Annotated in this window: 14 protein-coding genes; 8 read left to right on the top strand and 6 right to left on the bottom strand. The window is 70.1% G+C overall.

What is annotated here, in order from left to right; genetic code table 11:
* Positions 1 to 8: 8 nt before the first annotated feature.
* From EVS81_RS04605 to EVS81_RS04575, 7 genes are all read left to right on the top strand, one after another.
* Positions 9 to 491 carry a hypothetical protein gene (locus EVS81_RS04605; RefSeq protein WP_130109339.1) on the top strand — a complete coding sequence of 161 codons (483 nt, stop codon included), beginning with the start codon at positions 9 to 11 and terminating at the stop codon, positions 489 to 491.
* Positions 492 to 646: 155 nt separating this feature from the next.
* Positions 647 to 1,666, top strand: coding sequence for an FKBP-type peptidyl-prolyl cis-trans isomerase (locus EVS81_RS04600; RefSeq protein WP_130109338.1), 1,020 nt, complete (start codon positions 647 to 649; stop codon positions 1,664 to 1,666).
* 129 nt (positions 1,667 to 1,795) lie between these two features.
* Positions 1,796 to 2,887: a 1-deoxy-D-xylulose-5-phosphate reductoisomerase gene (dxr, locus tag EVS81_RS04595; protein ID WP_130109337.1), complete on the top strand. Its 1,092-nt coding sequence runs from the start codon at positions 1,796 to 1,798 to the stop codon at positions 2,885 to 2,887.
* 152 nt (positions 2,888 to 3,039) lie between these two features.
* Entirely contained in the window at positions 3,040 to 4,545 is a 1,506-nt protein-coding gene (locus EVS81_RS04590; protein WP_130109336.1) for a M50 family metallopeptidase, read from the top strand.
* Between the two features lie 91 nt (positions 4,546 to 4,636).
* Complete coding sequence (gene ispG / locus EVS81_RS04585) at positions 4,637 to 5,788, top strand: flavodoxin-dependent (E)-4-hydroxy-3-methylbut-2-enyl-diphosphate synthase (protein ID WP_205879387.1); 1,152 nt, start codon at positions 4,637 to 4,639, stop codon at positions 5,786 to 5,788.
* 98 nt (positions 5,789 to 5,886) lie between these two features.
* On the top strand, positions 5,887 to 6,348 hold the full coding sequence (locus EVS81_RS04580; protein WP_130109335.1) for an SRPBCC domain-containing protein: 462 nt from the start codon (positions 5,887 to 5,889) through the stop codon (positions 6,346 to 6,348).
* A 237-nt stretch (positions 6,349 to 6,585) separates the two neighbouring features.
* A complete protein-coding gene (locus tag EVS81_RS04575; RefSeq protein ID WP_130111288.1) occupies positions 6,586 to 7,581 on the top strand; it encodes an LOG family protein in 996 nt (331 codons plus the stop codon).
* A 33-nt stretch (positions 7,582 to 7,614) separates the two neighbouring features.
* Here the strand turns inward: EVS81_RS04575 and EVS81_RS04570 are convergent, their stop codons facing one another.
* From EVS81_RS04570 to EVS81_RS04550, 5 genes are all read right to left on the bottom strand, one after another.
* Positions 7,615 to 9,126 (bottom strand): amidase, encoded by a 1,512-nt coding sequence (locus EVS81_RS04570; protein WP_130109334.1) that lies wholly within the window; start codon positions 9,124 to 9,126, stop codon positions 7,615 to 7,617.
* 3 nt (positions 9,127 to 9,129) lie between these two features.
* Positions 9,130 to 10,437, bottom strand: coding sequence for a M20 family metallo-hydrolase (locus EVS81_RS04565; protein ID WP_130109333.1), 1,308 nt, complete (start codon positions 10,435 to 10,437; stop codon positions 9,130 to 9,132).
* Positions 10,438 to 10,502: 65 nt separating this feature from the next.
* Complete coding sequence (locus tag EVS81_RS04560) at positions 10,503 to 11,864, bottom strand: MFS transporter (RefSeq protein WP_130109332.1); 1,362 nt, start codon at positions 11,862 to 11,864, stop codon at positions 10,503 to 10,505.
* Positions 11,865 to 12,103: 239 nt separating this feature from the next.
* The gene (locus EVS81_RS04555) at positions 12,104 to 13,048 is read right to left on the bottom strand and encodes a LysR family transcriptional regulator (RefSeq protein WP_130109331.1); all 945 of its coding nucleotides are present in this window, start codon (positions 13,046 to 13,048) and stop codon (positions 12,104 to 12,106) included.
* A 54-nt stretch (positions 13,049 to 13,102) separates the two neighbouring features.
* Positions 13,103 to 15,499 carry an ATP-binding cassette domain-containing protein gene (locus EVS81_RS04550; RefSeq protein ID WP_130109330.1) on the bottom strand — a complete coding sequence of 799 codons (2,397 nt, stop codon included), beginning with the start codon at positions 15,497 to 15,499 and terminating at the stop codon, positions 13,103 to 13,105.
* 117 nt (positions 15,500 to 15,616) lie between these two features.
* Here EVS81_RS04550 and EVS81_RS04545 point away from each other — a divergent pair, with 117 nt between their 5' ends.
* Positions 15,617 to 16,459, top strand: a complete 843-nt coding sequence (locus EVS81_RS04545) for a CPBP family intramembrane glutamic endopeptidase (protein WP_130109329.1) — start codon at positions 15,617 to 15,619, stop codon at positions 16,457 to 16,459.
* Positions 16,460 to 16,628: 169 nt separating this feature from the next.
* Here EVS81_RS04545 and aroQ read toward each other — a convergent pair whose 3' ends face one another.
* On the bottom strand, positions 16,629 to 17,069 hold the full coding sequence (gene aroQ / locus EVS81_RS04540; RefSeq protein ID WP_130109328.1) for a type II 3-dehydroquinate dehydratase: 441 nt from the start codon (positions 17,067 to 17,069) through the stop codon (positions 16,629 to 16,631).
* Between the last annotated feature and the right edge of the window lie 211 nt (positions 17,070 to 17,280).

The raw sequence follows: 17,280 nt of genomic DNA, 5'->3' as shown, positions 1-17,280 counted from the left end.
GAGGACGCATGCCCGAGCAGAGGTCGGCCCAGCGCCGCAGAATCGCGATCGAACTCTGGCGGTTCGCGCTGCCGGTTCTGTGGTTCGGCATGATCGCGGCGATCTCCTTCATCGAGGCTCCGCTCAAGTTCCAGGCGCCCGGCATCACGATTCCTCTGGGGCTCGGGATCGGTCGACTGGTGTTCGCGGTGCTCAACCTCGTCGAGGCCGCGATCCTGCTCGCCTACACCATTCTCAGCTTCTGGCCACTCGCAATCCGCATCAGCGGCCGGCGGCTGTGGCTGTGGCTCGGCCTGCTGCTCGTGTTCACGTTCAAGGTCGCGGCCGTGCGGCCGCCGCTCAACGCGCGCACCGATCTGGTGCTGCAGGGCGCGGATCCGGGGCAGTCCGTCTGGCACTACGTCTACATCGCGTGCGATCTCGTCACGATGCTGCTGCTGGTGGTGCTCGCGGTGAGCTCGGCCCGGGCGCTGCTCCCGGCGAAGCGCTGAGGATCACGGCACCGGATCCCGCGATGCCCGGGCGCCCCGGGTCGGCCACCGCGGCCCGGCCCCCGGTCGGCTCCCAGGAGACGGGCAGTCGAGTGCGGAATACTCGGATCGGCCGCATCGCCCCCTCTTCCCCTCTCGTAAGGACCCAGACCATCGTGAAACTCTCCCGCACTCTGCTGCCCGCCGCCCTTGCGGGGGCGCTGCTGATGACCGCGTGCTCGAACGGCGGTGCGCCGACCGCGGACGCCTCAGGAGTCGACTGCGTGGCCGGCGGCGACGCGAGCGACGCCGTTCAGGTGTCGGGCGAGGTCGGAGCGGGGCTCGAGCTCACCTCGGAGACGCCGCTCGAGACCGACGAACTGCAGCGCACCGTCCTGGAGGAGGGCGACGGTACGACTCCGAAGCAGGGTCAGCAGGTCGCGGTGGCCATGACCATGTTCAACGGCACCAGCGGCGAGATCATCCAGGAGGCTCCCGAGAGTCCGACGCCGTTCGCGGAGGAGTCGCTGTTCGGGTGGGCCTACGAGGGCCTGCGCTGCGGTGTTTCCGGACAGCAGGTGGCGCTCGTGACGCCGTTCGCAGACGCGTTCGGCGACTACACGCCGGAGCAGCTCGGTTTCACCGACGTGTCGGCGGAGGACTCCCTCGTCATCGTCATGCAGATCGGCGAGATCACCGACGCGCCCGAGCAGAGCGCAGAGCCCGGCACCCTGGGCGAGGATGAGCTCCTCAAGAAGGCCGAGGGCACCGCGGTGGAGGCGCCTGCCGGGTTCCCCACTGTCGAGCTCGCCGAGGACGGCTCGCCCACCATCACGATGCCGGAGGGGGTGGAGGCGCCCACCGAGCTCTCGATCGCCACGCTCATCGAGGGCGACGGTGAGGAGGTGCAGCCCGGCGACCGCGTGTACGTGAACTACCGCGGTGTGATCTGGCGCACGGGTGAGGAGTTCGACTCGAGCTGGAGCCGCGGCGCTCCGACCGACTTCCTCACCACGCAGGTGATCGGCGGTTTCCAGGAGGCGCTCGAGGGCCAGAAGGTGGGATCGCAGATCATCTCCGTGGTGCCGGCCGAGGACGGCGGCTACGGCGCCGCCGGCCTCGAGCAGCAGGGACACCAGCCGGACGACGTGATGGTGTTCGTACTCGACATCCTCGGCACGGTGCACGCCGAATAGCGGAGCGGGCCGAGGAGCGGTGCAGGCCGAGCACTCCTCGACGACGCGGGATCCGCGGCCGACGCAGCCCCGGCGCTCCTCTGAGCGGCGGGGCTGCGTCGTTTCCGGGGACCCGTCAGAATGGAGGGCATGAAGCGCGTCGTCATCCTCGGGTCCACCGGTTCCATCGGAGAGCAAGCGCTCGACGTGATCCGCAAGCGCCCGTCGAAGTTCCAGGTGGTGGGCCTCGTCGCGGGGTCGCAGGCCGAGCGGATGCAGCAGCAGGCCGACGAGTTCAACGTCGAGCACACGGCGCTCGGCGCGGATGCGGCGGCACGGCTGATCCGCGACGTCCCGGCCGACGTCGTCCTGAACGGCATCACCGGGTCGGTCGGGCTCGGGCCGACCATCGCCGCGCTCGAGGCCGGCCGCACCCTGGCGCTCGCGAACAAGGAGTCGCTGATCGTGGGCGGCGACCTCGTCACGGGGCTCGCGCGACCCGGCCAGATCGTGCCGGTGGACTCGGAGCACTCGGCGATCGCGCAGGCGCTGCGCTCGGGCAGCGGCGACGAGGTGCGCCGGATCGTGCTCACGGCCTCGGGCGGCCCGTTCCGAGGCCGGAGCCGGGAGTCGCTGCGCGACGTCACGCCGGATCAGGCGCTCGCGCACCCCACCTGGAACATGGGCCGGGTGGTCACCACGAACTCGGCCACGCTCGTGAACAAGGGGCTCGAGATCATCGAGGCGCACCTGCTCTTCGGCGTCTCCTACAGCGACATCGACGTCGTGGTGCACCCGCAGTCGATCGTGCACTCGATGGTGGAGTTCGTCGACGGGTCCACGATCGCGCAGGCGTCGCCGCCCGACATGCGACTGCCCATCTCGCTCGGGCTCGGCTGGCCGGATCGGCTCGCCAACGTCGGCGCACCGCTCGACTGGACGAGCGCGTCGACGTGGGAGTTCGAGCCGCTCGATACGGCGACGTTTCCCGCGGTGGACCTCGCGAAAGAGGTGGGGCGCGCCCGGCGCACGTATCCGGCCGTGTTCAATGCTGCGAACGAGGAGGCGGTCGAGGCGTTCCACGCGGGCCGCATCGGATTCCTCGACATCGTCGACACCGTGCGGGAGGTGCTCGAGGCGCACGCCGCCCCCGAGAGGCTGACGCTCGAGTCTCTGGCCGAGGCCGAGCGCTGGGCTCGGGAGCGCGCCGAGCGGGTGATCGCCGCGCGCTCCGCCGGGTGAGCGAGTTGCGCCCCGCCGGTGGAGCGTGCGGGGCGAGTCGAAACCGAACGTTCGGAGGCCGCCTGCTTGTGAGCCCCGGGTGTCGACTCGCTCGTTCGACCGGCGGGTGCGGCTCCCCGAAACTCCCCAGCGCGGCGCACTAGCCTGAGTGCGTGACTGAGGTGCTGCTCTACGTGCTCGGGATCGTCATCATTCTGGCGGGTCTCGCGCTGTCCATCGCGCTGCACGAGATCGGCCACCTCGTGCCCGCGAAGCTCTTCGGCGTCAAGGTGACGCAGTACATGGTGGGCTTCGGCAAGACGCTCTGGTCGCGCAAGAAGGGCGAGACCGAGTACGGCGTCAAGGCGATCCCCCTCGGCGGCTATGTGGCGATGACGGGCATGTACCCGCCGAGCAAACCGGGTGAGGCCCCGCGCGCGTCCACCACGGGTTTCCTCAACTCGGTGGTCGAGGAGGGGGCGGGCACTGCGAAGCGGCCCCCCCGCGGCGACGTGGTCGCCGAGCTCGAGCGCATCGGCGATCCCGACTCGCCGGCTGGCGTCGACGACGCCGGCATCGATGCCGTCGGCCCGGAGGACACCGCCGGCGCCGACGAGCCGCGCCGCGGCATCGCCGGAATGGTCGACGACGCCCGCCAGGCGAGCGCCGAGACGATCGAGGCGGGCGAGGAGCACCGCACGTTCTACCGCCTGCCGATGTGGAAGAAGATCGTCATCATGCTCGGCGGGCCGTTCATGAACCTGGTGCTCGCATTCGTCTTCTTCGGGATCGTGCTCGTCGGTTTCGGCCTGCCGCAGAGCAGCACCACTATCGGCGGCGTCAGCGAGTGCCTTGTGCCCGCCTCGAGCACCGTGACGGCGTGCGGCAGCGAGGATCCGGCCGCGCCCGCGGCCGAGGCGGGCCTCCTCCCCGGCGACCGCATCGTCGCGGTGGACGGCGCCCCCATCGAGACCTGGGACCAGTTCCGCGGGATCGTGGGCTCCGCGCCCGGCCGCGCGCTGGAGGTCGAGATCGAACGGGACGGCGCGCAGCAGACGCTGCGGCTCACCCCGGTCGCCAACGAGCGGGCCGTGGCCGATGCCGACGGGCGGCTCGTCACCGATGCGAGCGGGGCGCCGCTCACGGAGACGGTCGGCATGATCGGCGCGACCCCGGCGTCCGAGACGGTCTCGCAGCCCATCACGGAGGTGCCCGCATTCGTCGGTGAGAACGTGCGGCAGGTCGTCGGGGTGATCGCGCGCCTGCCCGAACGCATGGTCGACATCTGGAACGCCGCATTCGGCGCCGAGGAGCGCGATCCGAACGGGCCCATCAGCGTCGTGGGCGTCGGCCGGCTCGCGGGAGAGATCGTCAGCCTCGACGAGGCACCGGTCGCCGCTCGCGCGCAGACGATGTTCGGGCTGCTGGGATCCCTCAATGTCGCGCTCTTCGTGTTCAACCTGGTGCCGCTCATGCCGCTCGACGGCGGGCACATCGCCGGCGCCCTCTACGAGGGGGCGAAGCGCGGGATCGCGCGGCTGCGTCGCAAGCCGGATCCCGGTCCGATCGACACCGCGCGAATGGTTCCGGTGACCTTCGTGGTGATCATCGTGCTCGGAGGCATGAGCGCGCTGCTGATGTACGCGGACATCGTGAAGCCGGTGCAGTTGTTCGGGTAGGGGTTCCGGGTGCCGTGCTGCGCGGGGGCCCGGCGCCGGGCCCCGGGCCCCGGGCGATCGACTCCCAGTACGTGCGGGTAGACTCGTGCGCGTGGCAGCAGTCAATCTAGGTATGCCGTCGGTGCCCGAAGTGCTCGCCCCGAGGCGCAAGACCCGCGAGATATCGGTCGGTTCGGTGCGGGTGGGCGGCAGTGCGCCGATCTCCGTGCAGTCGATGACCACCACGCCCACCACCGACATCAACGCGACGCTGCAGCAGATCGCCGAGCTCACGGCTTCCGGCTGCGACATCGTGCGCGTCGCGTGCCCGAGCCGGGACGACGCCGAAGCGCTGCCGATCATCGCGAAGAAGAGCCAGATCCCGGTCATCGCCGATATCCACTTCCAGCCGAACTACGTGTTCGCGGCGATCGACGCCGGCTGCGCCGCCGTGCGCGTCAACCCCGGCAACATCCGCAAGTTCGACGACCAGGTCGGCGAGATCGCCCGGCGCGCGCAGGCGGCCGGCGTGTCGCTGCGCATCGGCGTGAACGCCGGGTCGCTCGACCGGCGCCTGCTCGAGAAGTACGGCAAGGCCACCCCGGAGGCCCTCGTCGAGAGCGCCGTCTGGGAGGCGTCCCTCTTCGAGGAGCACGGGTTCCACGACTTCAAGATCTCGGTCAAGCACAACGATCCCATCGTCATGGTCAAGGCGTACCGGCTGCTCGCCGAGCGCGGGGACTGGCCGCTGCACCTCGGCGTGACCGAGGCCGGGCCTGCGTTCCAGGGCACGATCAAGAGCGCGACCGCGTTCGGCATCCTGCTCTCGGAGGGCATCGGCGACACCATCCGGGTCTCCCTCTCGGCCCCGCCGGTCGAGGAGGTGAAGGTGGGACTGCAGATTCTCCAGTCGCTCAACCTGCGCGAGCGCAAGCTCGAGATCGTCTCCTGCCCCTCGTGCGGGCGCGCCCAGGTCGACGTCTACACGCTGGCGGATCAGGTGACCGCCGGACTCGAGGGCATGAGCGTGCCGTTGCGCGTCGCCGTGATGGGCTGCGTGGTGAACGGTCCCGGCGAGGCGCGCGAGGCCGACCTCGGGGTCGCCTCGGGCAATGGCAAAGGTCAGATCTTCGTGAAGGGCGAGGTCATCAAGACCGTTCCCGAGAGCGAGATCGTGGCGACGCTCATCGAGGAGGCGAATCGGATCGCCGCCGAGATGCCCGCGTCTGCGGGAACGGGAGCGCCCGAGGTCGTCACCGCCTAGCGGGGCGCCGGTCGCGGAGTCGCTCTGCGGCGGGACGGCAGGCGACTGCTCCGACGGGTGCTCCGGCGACTCGGATGCCGGCGTGCTAGCGTGCGGGGATGCCGAGAACAGATACCGCCGCCCGCGAGATCGCCGCTGCTCCGGACCGCGTCTACGCCGCGTTCATCGACCCCGATGCGCTGCTCGCCTGGCTGCCGCCGGAGGGGATGCGCGCAAGCCTCGAGCACTTCGATGCCCGACCCGGCGGCTCGTACCGGATGGTGCTGCGATACGCCGACCCGGCGGCCTCCCCGGGGAAGGCCGGCGACGGCTCCGACGTCGTGGAAGCGAGGTTCGTCGAGCTCGTTCCCGGGACGCGCGTGGTGCAGGAGATCGACTTCGTGTCGGACGACCCGGCCGTTCGCGGCCCCATGCGGATGACGTGGAGCGTCGCGCCGAGCGCGACGGGGAGCCGGGTCGAGATCCGCGCCGAGAACGTCCCTCCCGGCATCTCGGCGGCGGATCACGCCGTGGGGCTCGCGTCGTCGCTGCAGAATCTGGCGGCGCACCTGGAGCAGTGAGCGATGAGCGATGAGCGCTGAGCGGGGAGCGGGGCACGTGGAACGGGGAGGGTCGAGGGCCCCGCACGACACGCCCGGGATGCCGCGGGTGCCCGTCCTAGACTGGGGAACGTGAAGCCCTCGCCGAACGCCGAACAGCCGAACACCGATCTGCTCGCGAGCACCGACCTGCTCGATACGGCGGGCGGTGCGGAGCCGTCAGACGCGCCGACGCCGGCCGCGGATCTCGACGCGAGGATCGCCGAGCTCGTCGTCGAAGCGGGCGTCTCGGGGCAGCGCGGCCTGATCCGGCGCATCCTCGCGACCGGGATCGGGCTCGGGCAGGACGGCACGAGCCGCCTCAACCTCAAGATCACGGCAGCGGCCGTGGAGGAGATGCGCACCGCATTTCGCCTGTTCGCCCCCTACGTCGACACTCCCAAGGTGTCGATCTTCGGCTCGGCGCGCACGAGCGCGGGGGACCCGCTGTGGCGCGCGGCCGAGGCGGCGGCCCGCGGCCTCGCCGAGCAGGGCTGGATGGTGGTGACCGGGGCGGGCCCGGGCATCATGGAGGCCGCCGCGACGGGCGCAGGGCCGCAGCGATCGCTCGGCGTGTCGATCCGGCTGCCGTTCGAGGAGCGGCCGAACGCGGTCGTGGCCGACGACGACCGCCGGGTGGCGATGAAGTACTTCTTCACCAGGAAGCTGATGCTCGTGAAGGAGTCGAGCGGCTTCATCTGCCTGCCCGGCGGCTTCGGCACGATGGACGAGACCTTCGAACTGCTCACGCTGCAGCAGACGGGCAAGATGGTGCCGATGCCGATCGTGCTGCTCGATCGCCCCGGCGGCACGTTCTGGCGGGGCTTCGCGCGGTTCGTGACCGAGGAGCTCGCGGGATCGGGCCTCATCGCGGTGAACGACCTCGACCGGGTGCTCGTCACCGACTCCGTCGAAGAGGCGATCGCCGAGATCGCCGGCTTCTGGCGCAACTACGACTCGTTGCGGTGGTTCGACGAGGAGCTCGTGCTGCGGCTGCGCTCGGAGCCGAGCGACGCGGAGCTCGCGGAGCTCGACGAGCGCTTCTCGGGTCTGTGCCTGCGCGGCCGCATCGAGCGGACCGAGGCCCGCAGGGCCGAGATCGCCGAGCAGGACCGTCCCGAGCTGCCGCGGATCGTGCTCACCCCGCGGCAGCGCGCTGTCGGCGACCTCTACCGGCTGATCCGCGCGATCAACGAGTTGCCGAGCGCCCCGTAGCGGATCCGCGGGATCGGCCGGGTGTACCGCCTCTCACGCCAGCGGTGCCAGCAGCGGCCAGGGCTGCAACTGCTCGATGGCCGCTCCGACGCGGAACACCGACTCCTCCGCGTAGGGGTGGCCGACGATCTGCACGCCGATCGGCACCCCGGTGCTCGCGATGCCCGCCGGTACCGCGAGCACCGGGCAGCGGTTGCCGACGTTGAAGGGCACCGTCATGTGCGCCTGCCAGTAGTGCTCGAGGTGCACGCCACCATCACCGCCGCCGCCCTCACCGCCGCCATCCGCGGCGTCGGGATCCGGCACCGTGATCCCGTCGAGGTAGCTGGCGTCGGCGACGAGGCCGTCGACCGCGCTGACGGGGGTGAGCAGCACATCGAAACCCGCCATCGCCGCGGCGAGCTCCGCCTGCATGCGGGCCTCGCCCTCGAGGGTCTCGACGAGGCTCATCCGCGCGCCGGCCGCGCGGGTGTCCGCGATGAACCGCTCGGTGTAGTCGGCGAGCGCCGGCATCCCCGCGGTCAAGCGGGACATGGCCGGGCCGAGGATGTGTCCGAAGTGGCCCATGGTGATGTCACGGATCCCGGAGCTCGTCCATGGCAGCTCCACCTCCTCGACGATGGCGCCGGCGTCGGCGAGGAGTGCCGCGAGCCGCAGGACCGCCCCCTGCACCTCGGGGTGCACGGGGTAGTCCCCGAGGCGCATCGAGACGGCGACCCGCTTCCCCGCGAGCCGCTCCGGTGCATCGGGATACTCGAGCGGGAGCGGGCCCTCGCCGGGAACGGTGCCGTGGTCTGCCGGGTGGATCCCCGAGAGCACGTTCGTCAGCAGCGCCGCATCGGCGACCGAGCGGGCCATGGGACCGTCGCCGCGGTACCAGTCGGCCGACAGGGGCGGCAGCCCCGGGATCCTGCCGTAAGGGGCCTTGTACCCGACCACCCCGCTGAAGCCCGCGGGGATGCGGGTGGATCCCGCGATGTCGGAGGCGGTGGCGAGCGGTGCGTACCCGGCGGCGAGCGCTGCGCCCGCGCCCCCGGAGGAGCCCCCGGGGGAGAAGGCCCGATTCCAGGGGTTGCGCGTCACCCCCCAGAGGCGGGAGTGGGTGACCGTGGCGCAGCTGAACTCGGGCGACGTGGTGCGGGCGTGCACGATCCCGCCTGCGCCGCCGATCCGCTCGACCACCGGATGATCGACGCCGACGAGCTCCTCGCGCAGCGCGACGAGGCCCTGGCTGAGGGGCTCGCCCGCGATCCCGTGCTTCTCCTTGGTCGCGATGGGCAGCCCGAGCAGGGCCGTCGATCCGGTGCCGATCGGCTCGTCGACCCCCGAGCGGTAGCGGCGTTCGGCCCGCACCGCGGCTTCGCGCCCCCCGGGCAGGGTCTGCATCACGGCGTTGATCGCCCCCGATCCGTCGGGGTCGGCGCGATCCACGGTCTCGATCCGCTCCACGACGGAGTCGAAGAGGTCGACCGGCGACAGCGCTCCGGAGCGGAAGGCGCGCAGCGCCTCGAGGGCGCCGAGCGAGTACGGCTGCGGCCCGGTCATGGATCACGCCCCCACTGCGACGGCCGGACGGCCCGGGTACGGCACCCCGTCGAGCGCGCCGGTCAGCATCTCAGAGACCACCCTGGTGAGTGCGGCCAGGCCGTTCACCAGGTCTTCGTCCCTCGTGAGCTCGCGCTCGCAGTGGGAGACGCCGTCGACGGAGGGCACGAACATCATCACGGAGGGGGTGACGGTGTTCAGCGCCACCGAGTCGTGACCCGCCATCGTCTGGATGCGGCGGATGCCGAGGCCGAGGGAGTCCGCGACGCGCTCCTGCAGTTCGACGCCCTCCCGCGGGTAGTACCGATTCGGGCGGACGTCGAAGTCCTTCGCGACGATCTCGAGGCGCTCCTCCTCGGCGACGGTGCGGAACCGCTCCAGGAGGGCGTCGCGCGCCCCCCTGACGATCTCCGGGTCGTTCGCGCGCAGGTCGGCGACCAGGTGCACGCGGCTGTTGACCACGATCGGGGAGTTCGGCTCCACTGTGATCTGCCCGACGGAGGAGACGAGCGCCTCGGCGGGGTATTCGGAGCAGATGTCGCGCACCAGCAGCGTCACGCGCGACGCGCCCACGAGCGCGTCGCGACGGTCCGCCATGGCGGTGGCGCCCGTGTGCGACTGCTCGCCGAGGATCTCGATGTCGAGCTTCTGGGTGTACCAGCTCGAGTCGACCGCGCCGAGCGCGACCCCCTCGCGCTCGAGGATGCGCCCCTGCTCGATGTGCACCTCCGCGTAGCCCGCGAGCTGCTGCGGGCCCCGCGCGGCGCCCAGGTATCCGATCCCCTCGAGCGCCTCGCGCACCGTGGTGCCGCCCGAGTCGCGCACGGCGAGGATCTCGTCGCGGTCCATGAGCCCCGAGAACACCGAACTGCCCATGATCGACGGCGCGAATCGGCTGCCCTCCTCGTTGAACCAGTCGACGACGATGAGATTGTACTTCGGCGCGAGCTCGCCGGCCTCGACTCGTCGCTGGATCTCCGCCGCGGCGTGCAGGGAGGCGAGCACGCCGTAGGCGCCGTCGAAGCGGCCCCCGCGCGGTTGCGAGTCGAGGTGCGATCCGCTGAGGATCGCCGGCGCGCCGGGCACGAACTCCACGGTGGCGAACACGTTGCCGATGCCGTCGACCTCGACGGACCAGCCGCGGGAGCGGGCGAACTCGGAGAACCAGTCGCGGGTGCGGCGATCCGCGTCCGTCGCGGCCTGGCGCTCCACGCCGCCGCGATCGGTGGCGCCGATCGACGCGACGTGATGGAAATCCTGCAGGAACGCCTCCGCGGACGTTTGGTGGAAGGGCGAGGCCTGTTCGTTCATGTTCGTACGTATTCTCCGGTGAGTGGATGGTGGGATCGATGCGTCGGGGGTTGCCGAGGACGCGGCTACTTGGTCCAGCCGCGCGTCTCGGGCACTCGCGTGATGGCCATCACGATGAGGGTGAGCACGGCGACCCCGATGACGTAGTAGGCAGGGGAGTAGGGCACCGCGGTCGATTCGACGAGTGCGGTGCCGCCGAGGATCGCGTAGCCGAGGTTGTAGCTGAACGCTGCCGAGGTGAAGCGGTTCCTGGTGTCGAAGACCTCGATGAAGAAGGTGTAGCACCCGCCTCCGTAGAAGCAGATCGCGACGACGAAGATCAGCTGGCCCAGGAGCGCGAGGCCGACGCTGCCGCTGGTCACGAGCGAGAATGCGGGGATCGCGAGCACTGCGATGGCGATCGCCCCGCCGATGAGCATCGGCCTGCGACCGACGCGGTCGCCGATCGCGCCGGCGACCGGCAGCAGCACCGTGTAGGCGAGCATGGCTGCGCCGTTGAGGAGCAGCGACTGATCCCGGCTCAGATTGCCCGTGGTCGAGACGTACGAGATGAAGTAGCCGGAGAGGAAGTAGAACCCCATCGCGGTGAGGCCCATCACGAAGACCACCTGGATCATCTGCAGCCAGTTCTTGCGGAAGGCCTCGCGGATCGTGGTGTGCGCGGCGAGCTCGGCGTCCCCGCTGCGTTCGGCCCGCTCGGCGCGCTCGACCTGCTCCCGCATCATCTCTGTGAATGCGGGCGACTCCTCGGTCTTCGCGCGGATCCAGAGCCCGACGAGTGCGAGCGGCAGCGCGATGATGAACGGGATCCGCCAGCCCCAGGACATGAACGCCTCATCGCTCATGGAGGTGGAGAGGAAGAGTACGAAGAACGCGGCGCAGACGGAGGGCAGCGCGGTCGCGGCGAGTGTGATGTTGACGAACAGCCCGCGGCGGCGGACGGGGGCGTGCTCGAACACGAACGAGGGTGCGCCGGCCGATTCGCCGCCCGCGGAGAGCCCTTGCAGCAGGCGCAGGAGCACGAGCAGGATCGGTGCCGCCATGCCGATCGTCTCGAACGAGGGGAGGAGGCCGATGCCCGTGGTGGCGACGCCGATCGTGAGCAGCGTGATCACGAGCACGTTGCGGCGCCCGATCCGATCGGCGAGCGAGCCGAAGAAGAGCCCGCCCAGCGGGCGGATGAAGAACGCGACCCCGAACGTCGCGAAGAGCACGAGCAGTCCGGTGAGCGGATTGTCGGAGGGGAAGAAGAGCTGGGCGAGCACGACCGCGGAGACGCCGTAGAGCGCGAAGTCGTAGAACTCGATGAACTGGCCGACGCTCGCCCCCGCGAGCACCCGGCGCTGCATGGGTGTGATGCCGGCGCCCGGGCGCTCAGCCGTGTCGGCGGTCAGGAGTGGAGACTGAGCTTCATTGCTAGGAGTCATGGATCCAGAATCTAAGGAGTTCGCATAGTTTCTGTCAATGACAGGGTCTGCCGTGGAGGCGCGGCAGGGCCGATGCTGATGGCGTGTGTCGCGGTGACGCGGCCGAACGAGGCCCCGAGCTATCGCGTAGAAGCGGGCCTGAGATCGCCGTGATCGTGCCGATTCGCGCGGCGCTGTCGAGGGATGACCGAGGCTCCGGAAGATTGTTTCGATAGATTCTGATTATGTGAATGACCAACTTATTCCCGTGCTCCGCGGCCCGGTTCGAGCGCGGTGTCGGAGCCGGAGAACAAGCGGCGGCAGACATCGATGAAGGCTCGCATGCGCTGCGACTCCTCCTCTCGGCGACGCACGAGCAGCAGCGTGAGGCCGGGGAGATCCTCGGCGAGCTCGATGGTGCTGACCTGCGCGCCGCCGTACGTGACGTCGTGCCCGATGCGCTGGTTCAGCAGAGCCACGCCGAAGCCCCGGCCCACCAGGCCGCGCACCGTCTCGAAGCCCTGGATGCGATAGCGCACCTCCGGAGTGAGGCCCAGCGACCGATAGAGGGTGAGGTAGTAGTGGGCCGTGTGCGGCAGGTCGAGCAGCACGAGCGGGTCGGCGGCGAATCGGGTGAGGCTGACCGGCGCGTCCGAGCCCGCCAGCGGGTGCTCGGGGGCCACGATCATGTGCGGGGCGATGGTCTCGAGCGCCTCGGTGTGGTGCTGCTCGAACGGTGCCATGTCGTAGGCGATCGCGAGGTCGATCTCGCGATTGTCGAGCAGGTCTACCAGCTGATCGTGGTCGGCCTCCCAGAGCTCTACCGCGATGTTCGGGTGGCGCCGCACGAAGGCCTGGAGCAGCGATGGGGCCCGGAACGGTGCGAGCGGCAGATACATGCCGACGCGCAGCGTGCCGCTGAGGGTCTGCGAGAAGCTCCCCGCGCGCTCGCGCACTCCTTCGGCGTGCGAGAGCAGGCCTTCGGCGTCGACGTGGAACTGGCGCCCCGCCGAGGTCAGGCGGATCCCTCGGCGTGGCACTCGCTCGAAGAGCTGCACCCCCAGGTCGCGCTCGAGTTGCGTGATCGCCGACGAGAGCGCGGGCTGGGAGACGTGCAGCCTGCGGGCGGCCTCCGTCATGCTGCCCGCGCGGGCGGCCTCGGCGAAGTACCGCAGCTGCGTCAGCGTGAAGCCGGGATCGACCATCGTTCGTGCACCTCCATCGGCTCCGCGGGATCGGGCTCGGGATCGGACTCGAGCTCAGGAGCCCGCGGCCGTGTACTCCGCGAGATGCTGACCGGTGAGCGTGGATCCCGCCGCGATCAGATCGTGCGGGGTGCCCGCGAATGCGATCGTGCCGCCCTGCTGCCCGGCGCCGGGCCCGATGTCGATGATCCAGTCGGCGTGCGCCATCACGGCCTGGTGATGCTCGATCACGATGACGCTCTTGCCTGCGTCGACCAGCCGGTCGAGCACCCCGAGCAGCTGCTCGACGTCGGCCAGGTGCAGGCCGGTCGTGGGCTCGTCGAGCACGTAGACGTCGGCGTCCTCGATCATGTGGATGGCGAGCTTCAGGCGCTGGCGCTCGCCGCCGGAGAGCGTGGAGAGCGCCTGCCCGAGCTTGATGTACCCGATGCCCACGTCGACGAGGCGCTCGAGAATCTTGACCGCCTTCGGGATCCGCGAGTCGCCCCCAGAGAAGAACTCGAGCGCCTCCGCCATCGACAGATCGAGCACCTCGGCGATGTTCTTGCCGCCGAGGGTGTAGTCGAGCACCGCCGCGTCGAAGCGCTTGCCCTCGCAGACCTGGCACACGCTCTCCATGGTGGCCATCATGCCGAGGTCGGTGTAGATGATGCCGGCGCCCGCGCACTCGGGGCACGCGCCCTCCGAGTTCGCGCTGAAGAGCGCCGGCTTCACGCCGTTGGCCTTCGCGAACGCGGTGCGCACGGGGTCGAGGAGGCCGGTGTAGGTGGCGGGGTTGGATCGGCGCGACCCCTTGATCGCGCCCTGATCCACCGCCACGACGCCCTCGCGCTTCGAGACGTAGCCGTGGATCAGCGAGCTCTTGCCCGAGCCCGCGACTCCGGTGACGGCGCACAGCACGCCGAGCGGCACGTCGACGTCGACGTCGCGGAGGTTATGGAGATCCGCGCCCCGCACCTCGATCGTGCCCGTCGCGCTGCGCACGGAGTCCTTGAGGCGCGCGCGATCGTCGAGGTGCCTGCCCGTGAGCGTGCCCGAGGCCCGCAGCCCCTCGACCGTGCCCTCGAAGCAGATCTCGCCGCCGTCGGCGCCCGCCCGGGGTCCGAGGTCGACCACGTGGTCGGCGATCGCGATCATCTCGGGTTTGTGCTCGACCACCAGCACCGTGTTGCCCTTGTCGCGCAGCCTGAGCAGCAGCTGGTTCATGCGCTGGATGTCGTGGGGGTGCAGCCCGATCGACGGCTCGTCGAACACGTAGGTCGCGTCGGTGATGGCGGATCCGAGGTGGCGGATCATCTTGGTGCGCTGCGACTCGCCGCCGGACAGCGTGCCCGTCGGGCGATCGAGCGAGAGGTACCCGAGCCCGATCTGCACGAACGAGTCGAGCGTGTCGACGAGCTTGTCGATGAGGGGCGCCATGCCGGGGTCCTCGATGCCGCGCACCCACTCGGCGAGGTCGGTGATCTGCATGGCGCAGACGTCGGCGATGGAGCGTCCGTCGATCCTCGAGGATCGCGCCGTCTCGTTGAGCCGCGTGCCGCCGCAGTCGGGGCAGGCGTGGAACACGATCGCGCGATCCACGAACGCCCGGATATGGGGCTGCATGGCCTCGCGATCCTTCGACAGGATCGACTTCTGGATGCGCGGGATCAGTCCCTCGTAGGTGAGATTGGTGCCCTCGACCTTGATCTTGGTGGGTTCCTTGTGCAGCAGGTCGTCCATCTGCTGCGCCGTGAACTCGCGGATCGGCGTGTCCATCGGCAGCAGCGCCGAGAAGAGGCGCCCGTACCAGCCGTCCATGCTGTACCCCGGCACCTTCAGCGCGCCCCCGCTCAGCGTCAGCTCGGCGTCGTAGAGCTCGTCGAGATCGAAGTCGCTCACGCTGCCCCGGCCCTCGCAGGTGGCGCACATCCCGCCGAGGATCTCGAAGCTGCGGCGCTCCTTGACCTTCTTGCCGCCCTTCTCGAGCGTCACGGCGCCCGCGCCGCTGATGGAGGCCACGTTGAACGAGAACGCGTTGGGCGAGCCGATGCGCGGCCGGCCGAGCCGGGAGAAGACGATCCGCAGCATCGCGTTGACGTCGGTCGCCGTGCCGACGGTGGATCGCGGGTTGGCCCCCATGCGCTCCTGGTCGACGAGGATGGCGGTCGTCAAACCCTCGAGCACGTCGACGTCCGGTCGCGCCTGCGAGGGCATGAAACCCTGCACGAACGCGCTGTAGGTCTCGTTGATGAGGCGCTGCGACTCTGCGGCGATGGTGCTGAAGACGAGCGAGCTCTTGCCGGATCCGGAGACCCCCGTGAACACGGTGAGCCGCCGCTTCGGCAGGTCGACGCTGATGTCCTTGAGATTGTGCTCGCGCGCGCCCCGCACGCTGATGCGATCGTGGCGGTCGGCCGGGTGTCGTTCGGAGGAGGCGGCGCCGGCAGCGGCGGCGTGTGCGTCGGTCATGGAGCCAGGGTAGCGCGGGGGTCGGACATCGCACTTCTCGATTCGTGATCCGATGATCGGCCGCTGTCCGAGCCCAGTCGCACGCGCCCGACGCCCGTCCATCGCTACGCTGGGGGCATGAGGGAAGCACCCGGGCACGTGCGGCCGCTGCACCTGACCGCGGCGCTGCTCGTCTGCCTCGCGGCCCCCGCATTCTTCGTGCTCGAGCAACCGGTGCTCGGCTTCGGCATGCTGGTCGCCGGCCTCATCCTCGCCTGGGGCGCCGAGCACAGCGGCGGGCGCGAGATCCCCAGAACACCGTCTCTGCTGCGCGACCTCTCCCTCATCGCGATCGGTCTGGCGATCGTGCGCGCGATCCCGCTCGCCGCCCATCTCGACAACCGGTCGATGCTCGCTTTCACCCTGGCGCTGGGCGGCGCGGTCGCGGTGCCCTACCTCGTGTCGCGGTTCCTCTACCGCGATCGGGCCACCGCCTTCCCATGGTTCGGTTCCGGCCGCTGGGGCCGGCTGCACTGGAGTTGGCTGATCGCGGTGCTGGTGCTGGGGTGGCTGATCCTGCCCTGGTACTTCATCTCTTCGGGCGTGTACCGCAACTGGCCCGTCGTCGACGACCCCGATCTCATCGCGCGGCTGTTCGTCGGGGTCGGCGCGGTCGGGATCTGGGACGAGCTCTTCTTCATCTGCACCGTCTTCACCGTGCTGCTGCGGCACTTCCCGCCGTGGGTCGCCAATGCGCTGCAGACGATCGTGTTCGTCTCGTTCCTGTGGGAGCTCGGATACCGGTCCTGGGGGCCGCTGCTGACGATCCCGTTCGCGCTGATGCAGGGCTACATCTACCTGCGCACGCACTCCCTGGCCTACGTCGTGACGGTGCACCTGCTCTTCGACGCGGTGGTGTTCGCGGTGCTCGTGCACGCGCACAACCCCCGCCTCTTCGACGTCTTCATCACGGTGCCGTAGCGGATCGCGCGCGGGCTGCCGCGCTCGCCGCCGTGGGGGCGCATCGAACTCGACGGTCGAGGCCCGGCCCGATACCCCCGGACCACCATTCGCGCGTCAGGAGATGTCGCCACAGCGGAGAAATGGCAGCACCTACTGACGCGCGTAGCGGAGGAATTGCGGGGTGGGATCAGCCCGCGATGATCGCCGCGAGGCGGCGCACCGCGAACTCGTAGCCCTGCACGCCGCAGCCCACGACCACGCAGTCGGCGATGTCCGAGATGTAGGAGTGGTGGCGGAACGGCTCGCGCGCGTGCACGTTGGAGATGTGCACCTCGGCGACGGGCAGCGCAACACCCGTGAGCGCGTCGCGCAGCGCGATCGAGGTGTGCGTGAAAGCGCCCGGGTTGATGACGATTGCCGCGCAGTCCTCGCGCGCGGCGTGGATCACGTCGATGAGCACGCCCTCGTGGTTGCTCTGCACCGCGCGCACGTCGAGGCCGAAGTCTCCGGCCACGCGCACGACCAGCGCCTCGACGTCGGCGAGGGTGTCGTCGCCGTAGATCTCGGGCTCGCGGGTGCCCAGCAGGTTGAGATTGGGGCCGTTCACCAGCAGGATCCGTCTGGTCATGGTGCGTTCCCTCCGTCCGTTGCCGTCTATCGTATCGTCGCGGCTCGAGGGGTGGATCGCGACTCAGGATGACGCTTTCCCTCGGCGGTACAGAGGGTCGTGTGAACACCCCTGAGCCGCGATCGCCTGCCTGGCGCGAGGAGCGCGGCGCCCGGTGGGAGGCTTCCGGCCCGCGAGGGTCGGGAAGGAGGGGGTGGGATCGGCTACCGTA

This window comes from Leucobacter triazinivorans (assembly GCF_004208635.1).
GTDB lineage: Bacteria > Actinomycetota > Actinomycetes > Actinomycetales > Microbacteriaceae > Leucobacter > Leucobacter triazinivorans.
Note: the sequence above shows the minus strand (reverse complement) of the source record. Positions and strands in the feature narration are given on the sequence as shown.

Excerpts from the sequence above, each read along its gene's own strand:
- EVS81_RS04605 (WP_130109339.1), top strand. The coding sequence starts at position 9 with ATGCCCGAGCAGAGGTCGGCCCAGCGCCGCAGAATCGCGATCGAACTC.
- dxr (WP_130109337.1), top strand. The coding sequence starts at position 1,796 with ATGAAGCGCGTCGTCATCCTCGGGTCCACCGGTTCCATCGGAGAGCAA.
- EVS81_RS04580 (WP_130109335.1), top strand. The coding sequence starts at position 5,887 with ATGCCGAGAACAGATACCGCCGCCCGCGAGATCGCCGCTGCTCCGGAC.
- EVS81_RS04570 (WP_130109334.1), bottom strand. The coding sequence starts at position 9,126 with ATGACCGGGCCGCAGCCGTACTCGCTCGGCGCCCTCGAGGCGCTGCGC.
- EVS81_RS04565 (WP_130109333.1), bottom strand. The coding sequence starts at position 10,437 with ATGAACGAACAGGCCTCGCCCTTCCACCAAACGTCCGCGGAGGCGTTC.
- EVS81_RS04560 (WP_130109332.1), bottom strand. The coding sequence starts at position 11,864 with ATGACTCCTAGCAATGAAGCTCAGTCTCCACTCCTGACCGCCGACACG.
- EVS81_RS04555 (WP_130109331.1), bottom strand. The coding sequence starts at position 13,048 with ATGGTCGATCCCGGCTTCACGCTGACGCAGCTGCGGTACTTCGCCGAG.
- EVS81_RS04550 (WP_130109330.1), bottom strand. The coding sequence starts at position 15,499 with ATGACCGACGCACACGCCGCCGCTGCCGGCGCCGCCTCCTCCGAACGA.
- EVS81_RS04545 (WP_130109329.1), top strand. The coding sequence starts at position 15,617 with ATGAGGGAAGCACCCGGGCACGTGCGGCCGCTGCACCTGACCGCGGCG.
- aroQ (WP_130109328.1), bottom strand. The coding sequence starts at position 17,069 with ATGACCAGACGGATCCTGCTGGTGAACGGCCCCAATCTCAACCTGCTG.